Annotated in this window: 8 protein-coding genes; 4 read left to right on the top strand and 4 right to left on the bottom strand. The window is 60.2% G+C overall.

Annotated features, from left to right (window positions below; genetic code table 11):
• The first annotated feature begins 76 nt into the window (after positions 1–76).
• The gene (locus DOM27_RS12060) at positions 77–1,285 is read left to right on the top strand and encodes an AGE family epimerase/isomerase (RefSeq protein ID WP_110656207.1); all 1,209 of its coding nucleotides are present in this window, start codon (positions 77–79) and stop codon (positions 1,283–1,285) included.
• On the opposite strand, the gene DOM27_RS12055 is transcribed toward DOM27_RS12060, so the two are convergent.
• The 4 genes from DOM27_RS12055 to DOM27_RS12035 all read right to left on the bottom strand — a co-directional run bounded on the left by DOM27_RS12055 (position 1,274) and on the right by DOM27_RS12035 (position 6,000).
• Positions 1,274–3,274 carry a SulP family inorganic anion transporter gene (locus DOM27_RS12055; protein WP_110656206.1) on the bottom strand — a complete coding sequence of 667 codons (2,001 nt, stop codon included), beginning with the start codon at positions 3,272–3,274 and terminating at the stop codon, positions 1,274–1,276. The two genes, DOM27_RS12060 and DOM27_RS12055, sit on opposite strands and share 12 nt — an antisense overlap.
• 190 nt (positions 3,275–3,464) lie before the next feature.
• On the bottom strand, positions 3,465–4,418 hold the full coding sequence (locus DOM27_RS12045) for an alpha/beta hydrolase (protein ID WP_245392694.1): 954 nt from the start codon (positions 4,416–4,418) through the stop codon (positions 3,465–3,467).
• A 125-nt stretch (positions 4,419–4,543) separates the two neighbouring features.
• A complete protein-coding gene (locus DOM27_RS12040) occupies positions 4,544–4,762 on the bottom strand; it encodes a hypothetical protein (RefSeq protein ID WP_157956764.1) in 219 nt (72 codons plus the stop codon).
• Between the two features lie 167 nt (positions 4,763–4,929).
• A complete protein-coding gene (locus tag DOM27_RS12035) occupies positions 4,930–6,000 on the bottom strand; it encodes a FliC/FljB family flagellin (protein WP_110656203.1) in 1,071 nt (356 codons plus the stop codon).
• 1,121 nt (positions 6,001–7,121) lie between these two features.
• On the opposite strand from DOM27_RS12035, the gene bcsQ reads away from it, so the two are divergent.
• From bcsQ to DOM27_RS12020, 3 genes are all read left to right on the top strand, one after another.
• Positions 7,122–7,973 (top strand): cellulose biosynthesis protein BcsQ, encoded by an 852-nt coding sequence (gene bcsQ / locus DOM27_RS12030; RefSeq protein WP_110656202.1) that lies wholly within the window; start codon positions 7,122–7,124, stop codon positions 7,971–7,973.
• 101 nt (positions 7,974–8,074) lie between these two features.
• A complete protein-coding gene (gene bcsA / locus DOM27_RS12025; RefSeq protein ID WP_223162324.1) occupies positions 8,075–12,667 on the top strand; it encodes a UDP-forming cellulose synthase catalytic subunit in 4,593 nt (1,530 codons plus the stop codon).
• Positions 12,664–16,887 (top strand): cellulose biosynthesis protein BcsC, encoded by a 4,224-nt coding sequence (locus DOM27_RS12020; RefSeq protein WP_110656200.1) that lies wholly within the window; start codon positions 12,664–12,666, stop codon positions 16,885–16,887. Before bcsA ends, DOM27_RS12020 begins: the two co-directional genes overlap by 4 nt.
• Positions 16,888–16,916: the final 29 nt, after the last annotated feature.

The raw sequence follows: 16,916 nt of genomic DNA, 5'->3' as shown, positions 1-16,916 counted from the left end.
ATCTTCTTTAGGTGTATTGTCTTGAGTTGCCGTTCAACGCATGATCTCGCTCAACAGGTTGTAACGCGAGGCTGTCATGCCACTGACCACGCCGCACCAGATAGAGCAGCACATCGCCAGGACCATGGCGTTCTATCACCCGCGCTGCATCGACCCTCAAGCGGGGTTCTATCACTACTTCACCGATGATGGGCATCTCTACAACCGTCATCATCGGCATCTCGTCTCCAGTGCCGGCTATGTCATCATCTACGCGCGTTGGGCGCTCCATACCGGTGCGCCCGAAGCGCTGAAATGGGCGCGGCACGGGCTGAAATTCATTGAGGAGAGGCACTATCAGTCCCGCACCCAGGGCTACGCCTGGACGTTGGAAAACGGCAAGCCTGACGACACCACCCATCGCTGTTACGGTTTGGCTTCGGTACTACTGGCATATGCCACGGCCCTGAAAGCGGGAGTCACCGAAGCCCGAGCCGGGCTCGATCGTGTGCATGACTTACAGACCAAACGCTTTTTCGAGCCACATTGGCAGCTGTACGCCGATGAGGCGGATGCACACTGGCAGTTGAATGGCTACCGCGGACAAAACACCAATCTGCGCAGTTGCGAAGCGTTGATTGCAGCCTCCGAGGCCACCGGCGATGCCGCCTTTCTGGACCGGGCACTCAACATCGCCCGAGCGCTGTGGCATAAGTTCGCGCCCATGGGCGATGGCTGGCTCTGGGAGCACTATGATCGCGACTGGCATATCGACTTCGACTATCACCGCGACCAGCCCGATGACCTGTTTCGGCCCTGGGGCTTTCAGATCGGGCACCAGATCGCCTGGGCCAAACTGATGGTCGTGCTGGCGCGACATCGTCCAATGGAAAGCTGGCTGATTTCCAAGGCCAAGCGGCTGTTCATCGAGGCGGCCGATAAGGGCTGGGACGGCCGCTATGGAGGGCTGGTATGCGGCGTGGACTTCGATCGCCGATTTCTCAATCGTGACAAGGTGTACTGGGTGCAGGCCGAGGGCCTGGTCGCCGCCGCGATGCTCGGCGACTTGACCGGCGAGGCGCGGTACTGGCGCTGGTACGACAAGATCGCCAACTACTGTTGGCAGCACATGATCGATCACCGGCATGGCGCCTGGTATCGGATTCTGACCCCGGACAATCGCCGCTATTCCAGAGAGAAAAGCCCGGCTCCCAAGACCGACTGCCACACGTTGGGCGCCTGCTACGATATTCTGCCGATCATGCAGCGCCAGCACGGCGAGCTCCTGCCAGCGTCAACGGTCTGAAGGCTGGGCGGGCTTGTCTAATCCGGATGGAGCAGGCTCATGGGTTTCGGCCGATTGCCTGTCCGAGCCTTCGGTATCGGCTTCACTGGTTTCCCCAGCCAAAGCCTCATTTGAAGCTTCCGTTGAACACTCATTTGAAACTTCCGTCGACGACTCTTTCGAAGCCTCCGTCGAGGTTTCGGACGACGCCTCTTTCGAAGCCAAAAGCGCTGCTCGTTCGTCGTCGAGCCGATGCCGAATATCGGTCCAGGCCGCGAAGGTGCTGAGATAAGCCTCACCTGTCAGATGGTCCAGGAAATCGCTCTTGCTGAGCTGGTCCATGACAGGTCCCTTCACCTCGGCCAGATGCAGGGCGACCTGTGAATCTTTCAGGCGGGAGTTGATCGCCTCCAGACTCTCCAGCGCCGAGGCGTCGATCAGGTTGACGGCCGAGCAGATCAACACCAGATGTTTCATGTTGTCGCGGTCGGCCAACATTCCGTAGACGGTATCCTCGAGATAGCGGGCGTTAGCGAAGTAGAGGCTTTCATCGACACGCAGCAGGGCGATTTCGTCATCGACCTCCGCTTCATGGCGTTGGATGTTGCGAAAATGCTCGGTACCCGCAAGGCGGCCGACTTCCGCCGTATGCGGCCGGCTGGTGCGATAGAGATAGAGCGCCAGTGACACGCCGACCCCAGCCATGACACCGGCCTCCACGCCTTCGATAAACGTCAGCAGGATCGTGATCAGCATCGCTGCGAAGTCGCTGCGCGAGTAATGCCAGGTCCGTCTGAGGCCGGGCAGATCGACCAGCGTCATGGCGGAAACGATGATGCTGGCGGCCAATGTGGCGATCGGCAAGTAGGCAATCAGTGAGGTCAGAAACAGGATCACCAGCCCCACGCCCAGCGCGGCGAACGCACCGGCGGCCGGTGTGCGGGCGCCGGCATCGAAGTTGATCACCGTACGCGACAGACTACCCGTCACCGGCATGCCGGAGGTGAATGCCGCCGCTAGGTTGGCGGCGCCCAACCCGACCAGCTCCTGATCCGGAGAGATGCGCTCCCGGCGGCGTGCGGCCAGCATCTGCGCCAGCGAGACAGACTCAATAAACCCGACCACGCTGATCAGAAATGCGGGTAGCAGCAGGTCGCGCAACAATCCCGGCTCGAACGACGGCAGGCTCAGCGGCGGCAGATGCGCGGGAATATCGCCGACCACGTTCACGCCCTGTGCGGGAAGATTCATTGCCCAGGAGACCAGCGTGGTGATGGCGACGGCAATGACCGGCCCCAGGCGCACGATGAAGGTCGCGGTACCGGCGCTCAGCCCCATCTTTCGCAATACGGGACCCGCGCGGCGCATCAGCAGCAGAAACACCAGCGCGGAGACGCCGAGCACCAATGTCGGCCAGTGCAGTGCGTTCAGATGGGTCAGCAGATGAGTAAGCTGATCGATCAACGTGAAACCCGAACCGCCGATACCGATCAGGCTGGCGAACTGACTGGCGGCAATCAATACGCCCGAGGCCGTGAGCAGCCCGGAAACGACCGGATGGCTGAGAAAGTTGGCGAAGAACCCCAGTCTCAACAGCCCCATCACCGCGAGAATCAAACCTGACAGCATGGCAAGGGTCACGGCGGCCTGACTGTAGGCCGCCGTGCCACTGGCAAATAGGGGAGAGAGCGCAGCGGCCGTCATCAACGACACGATCGCCATCGGCCCCACGGCTAGCGTGCGGCTGGTGCCAAAAATCGAGTAGAGAATCAGCGGCAGCATGCTGGCATAGAGGCCGGTGATCGCCGGTAGTCCGGCCAGAATGGCGTAGGCCAGGGCCTGGGGGATCACCATCAGCGTGACGATGACGGACGCGACCAGATCTTCACTGAGAAGGTGGCGATTGTAGTAGGGCGCCCAACTGGTGATCGGGAAATAGCGTGCCAGACGGGCACGGAAGTGGATCTGCTCTCGCGAGTCGTTTCCCGTCAGCCGGCGCCACAGATTCATCGTCTCGTCAGGCTCCTGGTAATAAGCTTATCGTTGAATAGGATATCGAGGCGCTCGATGGTGCGCGACCTCGGCAGCGGGTGCAAGTCGCTTAGCGACCTGGACCCTGTTTCTAGCGCCTCCATCGATAGATTGGGCCCCATCCCAGGATGCGGAGCCACAATCGATGCCAGCGTCAATTGCGGCGTGATCATTGCCCGGCGGCGTCCGGGTCTGGCATTTCTCGCGCCAGGAAGTCCAGCGCCGCCGATTCCGCGCTGCCGCGAAACAAAAACGTGGTGATATGCCCGCGGCCGTTCATCCAGAGCAGCTCGACATGATTGCCATCATTCTCGAGTGCCTGCATGAATTTCTCGGCCTGTTCGGGCGGCACCAGGTCATCCCAGTTGCCATGGAATAGAAAGAAGGGTGGTGCGTCACGGTGAACGTGAAAGATCGGCGATGCCTCGGCGTAGGCGGTCGGGCGCTCGGCCTCGGTGCCGTTCATCAACTGGATCAACAGGCGTCCGCTATCCCAAAGGCGTAAATCGGCGGGCGTACCTCCGGATATTACCGCCGCGAGACCGGTATCTTCACCGCCATAGGGCGAATCCAGTTTGCTGTCTGTACCGGCTACCAGTGCCAGCAAACTGACCATGTGTGCACCGGATGAGTAGCCAAAACCCGCGATCCGTTTGGAATCGACACGCCACTCGTTCGCGTGGTCGTTGATCCAGTGTCGCGCCACCTGCAGGTCATTCAACTGTGCCGGAAACCGGTACTCCGGCGCGAACCGATAGCTTACGTTAATCACCACGTAGCCGCGTTTGACGAACCGCTCGGCAATTGGCGTCATATCATCCCGCGTGCGGCCTTCCCAACCGCCACCGTGAACCATCATCACCGCCGGCCGTCGCGCTTCTCCGTGAGTTTCCGGTAGATAGACATCTGCCTGCAGGGGCTGGGGCCAATCGGGTGGCGTGTAGGTCTGATCCTCGACGACACGATAATCGAGATCGTAGGGCTGTCGTGCTGATCCAGATAAATCGCCGTTGGGCGCGTTGACGTAAGTGGTGCAGCCAGTCAGGGCCAGCGGCAGTAGCAAGGTGAACAAGAGGCAGCGAGTTTTTGTCGCCAGTCTCGTCATTGAGAAATGCTTGGGCATCAGCCACGTCCTTGCAAAGGTTAAGTGGACTTAGCGTAAGAGGTGCGGGGAGGGTTTGCGAATACGAGATGCGCTGGGCTTGGATGATCGGCGGGTCCTAGCGGCGCCGAGTGCCGGAAAAGTCTTCAACCAGCCGCCATCTGACTTTCCAGCGTATCGAGCATCTCCCGCGTATAAGCCCGCTGCGATGTCACGGCACGCTGATACAATTCATGAAGATTGTGGTACTCCGCCGACATCGTTTGGTCCGCCTCTTCGGCCTCGAATCTCGCCATCAAATTCTTGGCGTCATCGATCACCTGCTGCAGTTCTTCCAGAACGAGTTCGTAATCTTCTATTGTCATTGCGGCCAACCGGGTAAACGCCATGTTTGACGCATTAGATCACGTTGAGTCGTGGGTCAGTAAGCCAAGGAGGAAGACGTTGTAGTGGTTTATTGGCGACTAGGTTTAGATAAAAAAAAGCCGGCTTTCGCCGGCTTTTTAATACTACTTCAACTGCGTGTTGCGAATTACTGCAGCAGAGACAGAACGCCCTGCGGAACCTGGTTGGCCTGGGCCAGAACCGAAGTGCCGGCCTGCTGCAGGATCTGCGCGCGAGTCATGTTGGAGACTTCGACCGCGTAGTCGGCATCTTCGATGCGCGACTTGGCAGCGGAGATGTTAGTAGAAGTCGTGCTCAGGTTGTCGATGGCAGATTCGAAACGGTTCTGAACCGCACCGAGGTCAGAGCGCATGCCGTCGACGCTGCTAAGAGCAGAATCCAAGTCCGCGAGGGGAGACAGGCCAGCAGCAGATGCAGTGGCTGCATCAATTTCTGTGGTGTCATCGAAAGTAACTCCGACAGTTGCATCGTCATCAGTTACCGTAGCTACTGCAGCAGAGTAGGTTTTGCCGTCTGATGTCTGGACATAATAAGCATCATCTTTGCCTTTAAGAACGGTCAGTCCATCAGTAGATCCACTCCCGTTATTTGTGAAATCAAAGGTGGCATCGGCAGCGGCTGTACCATTACCGTCGTTTAAGCCTCCAGCCGACACTGATTTCGCGAGGTTGCTAACGTCAAAACTGCCCAGGCCAAGTGAGGCGGAATCCATTTTCTGTAGTGAAATGGAGATTGTCTGATTGTCGTCTGCACCAACCTGGATCGCGATGGAGGTTTTCGAACCATCAAGGACTTTGGTGCCATTGAAATCTGTCTGAGCAGAGACGCGATCAATTTCGTTTAGACGAGCATCGATTTCGTCCTGGATGGAGCTCAGGTCGCTGTCAGAGTTGGTACCGTTCTGGGCCTGCACAGTCAGTTCACGCACGCGCTGCAGGTTGTCGTTGATCTGGTCCAGCGCGCCTTCAGTGGTCTGTGCCAACGAGATACCGTCGTTGGCGTTACGGCTGGCCTGGCTCAGGCCGGTGACCTGAGAGGTCATGCGGTTGGCGATGGCCTGACCGGCAGCATCGTCCTTGGCGCTGTTGATGCGCAGGCCGGAAGAGAGACGCTCCATGGCGGTGGACAGATCGTTCTGAGACTTGTTCAGGTTGTTCTGACCGATCATCGAGGTGATGTTGGTATTGATAACTGCCATTGTCGTGATTCCTTATCTCGGTTAAGAGGGCGCTTCTCAAAAGAGACCGCAACCTTAGGCCTGATCCGCTGCGCTCATGGCAGGTGTTGCCGGACCTTGCTGCAACGGCTCCGTTGCCGTTGATCCAGTTATCGGCGCTACCGGATTTCGCTTTAGCCCAATTTGAGAAATTTTTGATGGACGCCCTCGATGAATTTGAGCATCGAGAGGCGCAAGGCCGCGTGGCTATGGCAATGAGCGGGCGATGAGTGCGAGTATGAGAAAACTAATGCAAGAAAGTGAGATCACAATATCGGCTTTTTTGTAACATTAAATTACCTGATAGACGTTATAATAGTTACATAAAGACACATAAAGCCGGGGTGCCACCGGCCAAGTTGGCGACAGAAAAAGAAAACGACGCAGGGTGATCAAGTGACGCTTCCCCAGGATGTTGTAACGCTGCTGGCGACCGCCGGTATCGACGATGTTACCTATCAAGAGTTTATCGGTGACGGCTTGGCCAGTGCGCCGGCGACCTCCCATTGGCGGCTGTTGAGGCAACTGGCGCCCGAGTGTGTCACTTCGACAGCCCCTGCTTCGGCAGCTCTGGCTTCGACAACCTCGGCTTCGGTAGACCCAGCCTTGACGGGCCGGGGATCCGGGGGCCCTGGCTTGGTACATCCTCCCCTGAAAAACCCAAGCGCGCAGGAAACGCCCCTGAGGCCGGTCATGAACGACGTGCCGTTCCAGGAGTCGAGTCACTCTCGCTCCCGCGATGACGCCTTCGTGGTGCCGTCCTTGACTCCCCGAGCAGCCCAACACGGTGATAGCTCTCCCTCTTTTTTGGCCACCTCTTTTCCGGCCGATGGGCGAAGTGCTTCCCCGGGCGCTATTAGAGCGACGTCCTCGGGCGCGAATAATAGCAACGCGTCTAATAGCAACGCATCCTGGGACGCCAAGGGAGCCGAGTTTTCAGACACGGGCGAGGCTGGAGTCAACGGCCTATCCAGCGTGGAAATTCCGCAGCCTGCTGAGCGTCGCCAGGGGGGCGGTCTTCTACGGTTGTCCCGAAATGCCCGTGGGAACGAGGTGGCCGGGCAGGAAGCCTCCCTGGCCAGCGTATTACAGAGGGTTTCGTCATGACGCTGATCAATCTGCTCTCGCCGAAAGGCGGCGTGGGTCGCACCACGCTGTGCGCCAATCTCGGTGTGGCATTGCAACAGCTGGGGTATCGGATCGTGCTGGTGGACCTGGATCCGCAGAACGCGCTGAGGCTGCACTTTCAGTTCCCGATGGGCGACGAGCGCGGCTTGATCGATCGATTCGATTCTGCCGGCGACTGGCGACATTACCTGATAGGGCTGACGGAGGGGCTCGAGTTGCTGCCTTTCGGGGTGGCATCCGATGCGCAGTGGGACCGCTTCGTGGCGATGCGGGCTCTCCCCGGTGAATTGTCGCGCCGCTTGCGAGCACTGGCGCAGGGCCCTAATACGCTGATTCTGGTCGACTCCCATGCTGCGCGGGTGAGCGCTTCGCCGGCGTTGATCGATGATGCCGATCTCAATCTGCTGGTGCTGATGGCAGACTCCGGCTCCGTGGCGCTGTTGCCGCGTCTGGAAGCTCAGGTGGGGAGTCTTCGCCGCGCCGGCGAAGAAGGGCGGGTCGGCTACCTGCTCAATCAGGTCGACACCCGCGCGCGGCTGAAACGAGAGATCACCGAACTGATGCTGAACCGGCTGTCGCCGTCGCTGGTGGGCTCGGTACATCGTGACGAAGCCATCGCCGAGGCTTTGGCGGAACAGCGTAGCCTGTTCGAACAGGCGCCGTTCAGCGCCGCCGCGCGCGATATCGAGGAAACCGCGCGAGCGCTGGCCCAGCGATTCCCGCTTCGCTTCAGTGGCCTGTCATCGACTGGTCAGAGTTCGACGGGCCAGGGTTCGACTGGCCTGGGTTCGGGTGGATGGACCTCAAATGAGAGAGAGCGGTTCTAACTATGAGCATCGATTCCTCTCATCGCTCTAACCGCTCTAAGAATAAGAGTCAAAGTAGCGGTCCGAGACCTCGGTCGAATGCACGAAGTTCACGGTTATCCGTGCTGATTGCCGTCGTCATCCTGCTGGGCGTCTTGCCGATCGTGTTGCTGACCGTGACCACGCCGATGTCGGTCTCGCATCAGGGGTTGTTCGGGCTGATCACAGTCGTGGCGATGCTGGTACTGCTGCGCTTGCGAGCCAATTCTAAACCCATTGCGATCTTTCTGATCCTGCTCTCGGCCGCGATTTCGACTCGCTATCTCTATTGGCGTGCCACGGAAACGCTGGTGTTCCAAAGCTGGCTGGAGGCGGCGCTGGGCTATGGCCTGTTCGTGGCAGAACTCTATGCTTGGGTCATTCTGATCCTCGGTTATATCCAGAATATCTGGCCGCTGGAACGCAAAGTGGCGCCGCTGCCGGCGGATACAGCGTCCTGGCCGAACGTGGATGTCTACATTCCGACTTATAACGAGAGTCTGCAGATCGTTCAGGACACGGTGCTGGCGGCGCAAAACCTGGACTATCCGCGTGACAAGCTCAAAGTCTATCTGCTCGACGATGGTCGCCGGGAGGCTTTTGCCGCGTTCGCGGCCGCGGCGGGGGTGGGCTACATCACCCGAAACGACAATCACCACGCCAAGGCTGGCAATCTCAACCACGCCATGACGATGACCCAGGGCGAGCTGATCTGCATCTTCGACTGCGATCACGTCACGACCCGCGGTTTTCTGCAGATGACGGTCGGTAGCTTTGTCGCCGAGGACGATCTGGCACTGGTGCAGACGCCGCACCATTTCTATTCTCCAGATCCGTTCGAGCGCAATCTGAGCGTCGGCGAGCGCATGCCCAGCGAAGACGAGCTGTTCTACGGTCTGATCCAGAAAGGCAACGACTACTGGAACGCCACGTTCTTCTGCGGTTCCTGCGCTGTGATCCGTCGCTCGGCACTCGAAGAGATTGGCGGTTTTGCCGTAGAGACCGTTACCGAAGATGCGCATACGGCGCTCAAGCTGCAGCGGCTTGGCTGGAAGACCGCTTACCTCGGTGTGCCGTTGGCGGCGGGGTTGGCGACGGAGCGGTTGTCGTTGCACGTTGGGCAGCGAATGCGCTGGGCACGCGGCATGACGCAGATCCTGCGCCTCGACAACCCGTTGTTCGGGCGCGGGCTGTCGTTGATGCAGCGGCTCTGTTATCTCAACGCCATCCTGCATTTTCAGTTCGCCTTGCCGCGTATCGTCTTTCTGACCGCGCCACTGGCATATCTGCTGATCGGCCAGAACATCATCGCCGCCTCGGCCGGGATGATCTTCGTTTATGCGTTGCCTCACCTGGCTCATACCCTGGTACTCAACTCGCTGCTGCAGGGGCGCTATCGGTTCAGCTTCTGGGCAGAGATCTATGAAACCGTGCTGTCGTTTCACCTGGTCAAGGTCACGTTGGTGACGCTGTTGAGTCCCCGTCGCGGCAAATTCAACGTGACCGACAAAGGCGGGTTGTTGCCGGAAGGATTTTTCGATTTCAAGGTCGTAAGACCGCATCTGATCGTCGCCGGACTGCTCATCGTGGCGATCGCCTGGGGGATAGTGCGACTGGTCTGGAACGAGTCGTTCGGTATCGAGCGCAATGTCATGCTGCTCAACCTGTTCTGGGCGAGTTTCAGTCTGCTGATGCTGTTGGCCGCCATCGCGGTGGCGCGGGAGTCGCGCCAGGTTCGAGCCACAGTGCGAGTCGACGTCGAGCTGCCGACCGTCGCTTACCGCACGGATGGCCACGCCGAGACCGCGATCACGCGCAACTTGTCGATGGGCGGCGCGCTGGTGGAACTGGTCGGCGATACGGCGGGTGAACCGATCGAGTGGATCGAGCTGCGTCAGGGCAGCCAGTTCACGAGTTTCCCGGTCACCGAAATTCATCGGGAGGGGCGCCAGATTCGGCTCAGTTTCAGCCGGCTGGACATCGGCCAACGGCGTCAGCTGGTGCGTGCGGTAATGGGGCGGGCCGATGCCTGGCTGTCACGCCCAGGCCATGTCGATCATCCACTGCGTTCGTTGTGGTGGGTCGTCAAGTCGGTATTCGGGCTGTTCTTTACCTCATGGCAACAGCGCCGTCATGTGGCCGCGGGTGAAACGCGCGCTTCCGGCTCCTTCTGGGCGGCTGGCCGGCTAATGGCGCTGGCGGTGTTGGCGGCCTTGTTGCTGGTGACGGCGCGCTCGGCGTTGAGTGATGATCTGACGTCAGGTAATGAATTAGCGCAGGGTAATGAACAGACGTCACGGGAAGAGATGGCCCGACCCAACCCGTCAATGACGGAGGCGAACGATGCCGCGGCGTCTCAGCCATTCGCGCCCGCGGCCGCCGCGAACCCGTTCACGGCGGCCGCGAAGTCCGATCCCTCTTCGCCTCGGGTATTGGGCGATGAGCGTTGGGAAAGCGTGACGCTGGGCCAGTTGACTGGCGGCAGGGATATCGTGCTGAGCGGTGCCCAAGCGCGCGCGGGCGTGCCATTCTCGGTGCGAGCCGACGAGTTGGCCACGCAGGCTTCATTGATGCTGGACCTGCGCATGCCCGAGGGTGAAACGAGCGAGCGCCAGCGACTCAGTGTCTCGCTCAATGGCCAGCCGCTGCATAGCCAGATGCTCGAGCGTCAACCGGGTGAGCGGTTCACCCTCGAACTGCCGATAACGCCGGCGTTGCTGGTGACCCACAACCGTCTGGATTTCGCGCTTTCCGGACAAAGCGAGAATCAATGCCTGACGCCGTCGAATTCTTCACAGGCGCTGACGGTAGGACGAAGCTCGCTACTGCAACTGGCGTTGAAGCGCTTGCCGCTAAAGCGTGATCTCGCACATTTCCCATTGCCGTTTTATAGCAACGTCGCGTTATCTTCGGCCTCGGCGCAGATCGTGCTGCCGACCAGACCCAGTGAAACGACGCTGCAAGCCTCGACATTGCTGGCATCTTATCTGGGCAGTCGGGCCAGATCTCGGGAACTGACATTTCGTGTATCGCAGGGGAGCCTGCCGGATGCCGACGCTATCGTGCTGGCGACCGGCAATGATTCGATCGCCGGAGTGGATGCCTCTCAACTGGCCGGTAACGGGATTCGGTTGATTCCGAATCCGTTGAACCCTGCGCACACCTTGATGATTCTGCATGGCGATTCATCGTCTCAGTTGCTGGCATCGGTGCGAGATTTCGTCATCAATCAATCTCGGCTATCCGGCATCGAGCATGAGATGCAACGGGTCGAGGCGCCGGCATACGCGGATAGCGGCGCACCGAACTGGATCTCTTCGGCAAAGCCGGTGACGCTTTCTTCGCTGACGACATCGGAGAACCTGCAGAGCCCTGGGCTTACGCATCCGGCGATCGATATCAATTTTCGCGCGGCACCCGATCTATTCCTTTGGCCCGGGCAGAACTTGCCGCTGGCACTCAAGTACACCTTTCCCAATGCCGATTGGCTGGATGAGTCGCGCTCCAGGCTCGACGTCAATCTCAACGGCACCTACCTGGGGTCGCTGGGCGTCAATCAGACCGGTGTCATCGAGCGTCTATGGGGAAAACTGGGCGGTGACGCCCGCCGTGATGGCGGCATCATTCGCATTCCGCCTTACCTGATCTATGGCGAGAACACGTTGAGTCTCTACTTCAACTTGAAGGCGAAGGATGACGCCGGGTGTCTGGCGGCGAGCGGAAGCGTAAACAGCCGTTCTGACGGAGGTTCTGATAGTGCTCAAGACGCCGAAACAGGCAGTCGTGGAGAGGAGATCGATGACGATTCGCTAAGCCAGATCTCACCGGATTCGACGCTGGATCTCAGTCAGGCACGTCACTTTGCCACGCTGCCCAACCTTTCCTATTTCGTGGGCGCGGGCTTCCCGTTTACTCGACGTCCGGACCTGGCGGGTAGCGCGATCCTGTTACCCGCGGAGCCCGACAATAGCGAACTGGCGACCGTCCTCAATCTAGCCTCGCGTCTGGGCGAGTCGACCGGCGTCGCCATGCATGGCGTTGCGGTGGGGTTGGGTAACCCGGGCGCTGCGCGTTACGCCGACCGGGATCTGCTGGTGGTTGCGCAGACCCAGGCGCCGATGATGAAGACGCTGCTGAGCCAGGGGGGGATCGGTATCGATAACGGTGGGCTAAAGGTCAGAAATCCGGACTGGGCACAGCGTGCGATGGGCTGGTTGCAGGGGCAGTGGCGTACCGATCATGGGGCCCTGCGTAGGGCGCTGGTGAGTCGTCGTCATGTCGATGCGCTGGTGGGCCTGGAGTCGCCGTGGCAGGCCGGTCGCAGCATCGTGATCATTACTGCCGACGAATCCGAGGCTCTGCCGGGTCTGGTCGATGCGTTGGACGATCGTCGGGTCAGCCAGGCGGTGCGCGGGGATGTCGTCTTGATCGACGGCGACGGCAGCGTATCGGCCTTCCGCGTAGCTGATCACTATCAGGTCGGCAACATGCCGTGGCCCCAGCGTTGGTACTGGGTATTCGGCGAGCGCCCGTGGTGGCTGATGTGGTTGCTGATCGCCGCTCTCGTTCTGTGCACGGCGGTGCTGTATCCGCTTCTCAAACGTCGGGCGATGCAGCGCCAGTCCACGATTTCTCTCCCGGCTTCGGGATCGGCACCGTTCGAGGTCGAGCGATGAAACGCGATAGATGGTACGGGTTGTTGTTGCTTGGCATGTTGGGCGGGAGCACGCCGCTACTGGCGCAGCCGGTCGGTGACAGCTTGCAACCGCTGTTCGATCAGGCGGTTTTCTGGCAGTCCCGCCAGCGTGTCGATCTCGCGGAGGAGTCGCTGGAGCGGATTCTGTCGGTCGATCCGCAGAATCGGGAGGCACTCTTCCGGCTAGGACTGTTGGCAATCGACAACGACGATACAACGGCCGCAGACAAATGGTTGAGCCGACTGCAACAGGTCGCACCCGATGACTCCCGCGTCGAGCGTCTGCGTCAGGCCAAGGAGCGACGCAATATCGATCCGGTGGTACTGGCGCGCGCGCGCGCGCTGGCCAAGGCTGGCAACCTGCAGGGGGCGCTGCGCGAATACGATCAGCTATTCGGCAGTGACGGCCCACCCTGGGATCTCGCCGCAGAGTATTACGAGACGCTTGCGGGTACCGATGGGGGCTGGTCACGGGCCAGCAAGGCGCTCGACGATCTTCATCAGCGCGCTCCTGACGACAAAGCGCTGGCACTGGCATCGGCGCGGGTACTGAGTTATCGCGCCGAATCTCGGCGCACCTCGATCGATCAACTGAGTCAGATGACACCCAGTGCCTCGACTCGCGCCGCCTGGCGTCAGGCCTTACTTTGGCTGGATGCGGGCATGGACGATCAGGGGCTGTACGAACGCTATCTGCAGCGTTATCCCGATGACAAAGCCGTTCGTGAGTATTTTCTGGCCACGGCCGCCGAGCCCGAAACCGATCCGGTGTCAGAGGCTCGTGGCAAAGGGTATCAGGCGCTCGACGACGGTGATCTGGCGCAGGCTCAGACGAACTTCAAGACCGCACTCGAGGCCGCTGAAGACGGACCAGAGACAAAAGACGCCGAGTCAATCGCCGGGCTTGGGTTGGTGGCGTTACGACGTCAGCAGTTCGTTCAGGCTCGGGACCAACTGGGACGCGCCATCCAGATGGCGCCGTCTCAGGCGGATCAGTGGACCAGTGCGTTTCGTAGCGCCAGCTTCTACGCGGAGCTGGCGGAAGTTCGCCGTCTGGCGGCAAGCGGCAAATACAAGGCGGCGTTGACGCGCGTGGCGCCGCTGACTCGCGAAAATGGCCGTGACGGCCGCGCAGCTCGGCTGCTCGAAGCGGATCTATTGCATCGCCAGGGCAATGACGATGCGGCAGAGCGACGTTACCGGCAGGTGCTGGCGGAAGATGCGAAGAACATCGAAGCGACTCAGGGGCTCGTTGGCGTATTGCGAGACCAGCAACGCTGGCAGGAAGCGGAAATCTTCGCACAGCAATTGCCCGCGAAGGTGCGCGCTTCCATGGGCGACCCGCGCAGCGATCAAGCACAGTCACTTCGTGAGCAGGCCAATCAGCGCTTTACGGCGGGCGATAACGCCGAGGCACATCGACTGTTCAGTCAAGCGATCGAGCTGGCGCCGAACGATCCGTGGATTCGACTCGATCTAGCGCGGCTGTATCAGGCTGAAGGCAAACCGTATCAGGCCAGTTTCGTCATGTCCCAGTTGCTGGGTGACGAGGCGACGCCTGAAGCGCTGCAGGCGGGCGCTTTACTGGCAGGCGAGCAGCAGCGCTGGGATGATGCCGATACGCTGTTGCAGCGAATACCGGCTGACAGCGGGACGTCGCAAGCGGTGGCGGATCTCAAGGGACGAGTCGCCTTTCAGCGTCAGTTGGCGACGGTTCAGCGGCGTATGGCCTCTCGTGATCCCTCGGCTCGCGAGACACTGTATCAATGGTATCGCAATCCACCATCCTCACCTGATGCCGTGGGTAGCGTGGCACTGGCGTTGGCCGATGCCGGGCAGCCCGGCATGGCGCTGGAGCTGGTGCGTCGGAATCTAGCTCAGGCCGATGTCTCCAAAACCCCAACGGCGTATCTCGGCCACGCGCTGGTGCTCGCCAGGGCGGGACATTTCGAGGAAGCCAAAACCTTGCTTTCGCGCCTGGACGCTGCGGCGTCGTCCCCGGAGCAGCGTGCGATGTTGACCCGCACCGCGGGTGGCATCGCGGTTGCTCAGGCGGATCAGCTTCGCCAGCAGCAGCGCTACGCCGATGCCTACGACGTGCTGCAGCCTGCGCTGCAAGCCTCGCCGGACGACCCGCAGTTGCTGCTGGCACTTGGCAGGCTCTATAGCAGCGGCGAAATGCCCGACGCCGCCGCGAGCGTCTACGATCATCTGTTGGAAACACAGCCCGATAACGATGAGGTGCTGGCTGGCGCCGTCAACGCGGCGCTGGAGCAGGGTGATGACCAGCGGGCAGAGACATTGCTGGTCAAACATGCACCGCTCTCTTCGCCTTCGTTGGTGATACTGGCGGCTCGAACGGCCCGTGCTCAGGGGGATCGCGAGCAGGCGATTCGGCTGCTTGAGCAGGCGCGAGATCAGCAACTGGCCGTGAACGGAGAAAACCCGCTATTGCCCCAGACGGCGATGGCATCGGGCCAATTGGGTGTGAGCGGCAATCCTTTCCGTCAAACGCAGCAGGCGGCACGGGTAAACGGTAGCCGCTGGGATGCCATCACCGCGACGGGCTCGGGCAGTCGGAGTGTTTCCGATGATTCTGTCAGCACCGAGTCCGGGGGCGACACGACTCTGGGGGAAATCGATCGGTTGCTGACGGAATTACACGGCGAAACGGCACCGCGGCTGGTTCCCAGTGCTACGTTGCGACAGCGCGACGGTGAGTCGGGGTTGAGCGAGTTGACCTCGTTGGGCAGCACGATGATGTTTTCGGCAGCCCCGTTCAAGCGTGGGCGGTTGGAGGTTTCCGTGTCGCCAGAGTACGTTTCTGCGGGAGAAGCGAGCGGTAGTGCCCGGGAACGGTACGGTAGCAATTCCTTCGTGACAGCAGCGGAAACGCTGCAGACGCGGCTCTCCGATGTCTCGACGATTCTGGACAGCATTCAGGATTCGGCGGACAGCTATCAGGTGCTGGCCCTGCAGGACCAGCAGAATCCCGGTGATCCACTGACCCAGTTGCAGTTGACGCGGGCTGCCGAAAGTTTCCAGCAGGCACTCGACCGCAATCCGCTATTTGAAGCTGGCATCGATACGGCGTCGTTGAGTGACGCGCAATTGTCGCAGTTTCGCGCCGCGGTGAGGCAATTCGTCGTCAGTGACGATCTATCGGCGTCGGAGCGTTCCCAGTTGCTGGGCGATATCGACAGCGTTTTCGATGCCGATTTCTCCAATCTCGACGCGGAGGAATTTACCTCGGCGCGTGAGGCCTTGGAAGAGAGTCTGACTCGAATTCAGCAGGGCATCGGGAGCCGTCTGGCTGCGGTGCCGCGAGCCGCACGTCGCCCGGATTCAATCACCGATGCCGGGGTGGGATTGGAATTCGCCTATCGCCTGGATTCGATCGACGCCGATATCGGCAGCACGCCGCTCGGGTTTGAAAAATCCAACGTCGTGGGCGGGATTACCTGGCGCCCCCAGATCAGCGAGGACACCCATCTCAGCGTGACCGCCGAGCGGCGTGCCGTGAAAGACAGCGTTCTCTCCTATGCGGGCGTCAAGGACCCGTTGACCGGAGAAACCTGGGGGGCGGTAACGCGAACCGGCGGTAAAGTCGGAATCGAGTATGACGATGGTAAAAGTGGCGCATACGCCAGTGCGGGCGCCTACGTTTATCGGGGGGAAAACGTCGCTGATAACCATTCGTTCAATCTCGATACGGGGGCCTACGTTCGACCGATCAATGAGCCGGATCGTCAATTACAGGTCGGGGTCAATCTCGGCTACATGGGATTCGACAAAAACCTGCGCTACTTCACGTATGGTCACGGCGGCTATTTCAGCCCCCAGGACTACGTCAGTCTCGCATTCCCGGTCAGCTACCAGCAGCGTCAGGACAAGTGGACCTATCGTATCAGTGCTGCGCCCGGCTTCCAGAGCTATCAGGAAGACGACGCGGACGTGTTCCCTGAAGACGGTGATGCGCAATCGTCGCTGGATACGCTGGCAGCCGCGGGGCTGGTAGGGCAGTCGCACTATGACGGTGAGAGCAAGTCAGGATTCGGAGTGACGTTGGGTGGCGATGTCAGCTACCAGTTGGCGCCGGATCTGAGCGTGGGCGGCACACTGGGTTACGACACATTTGGTGACTACTCCGAAACCTCCGCGTCGGTTTATCTCAACTATCAACTGGGGGCTCGACCTTGAACCCATATTTGTACGATACATCGCTCAAC

The sequence above is a fragment of the Salinicola halimionae genome, from assembly GCF_003206065.1.
GTDB classification, from domain to species: Bacteria; Pseudomonadota; Gammaproteobacteria; order Pseudomonadales; family Halomonadaceae; genus Salinicola; species Salinicola halimionae.
The sequence above is the reverse complement of the archived record's forward strand: the minus strand, read 5'-3'. Positions and strand labels throughout refer to the sequence as shown.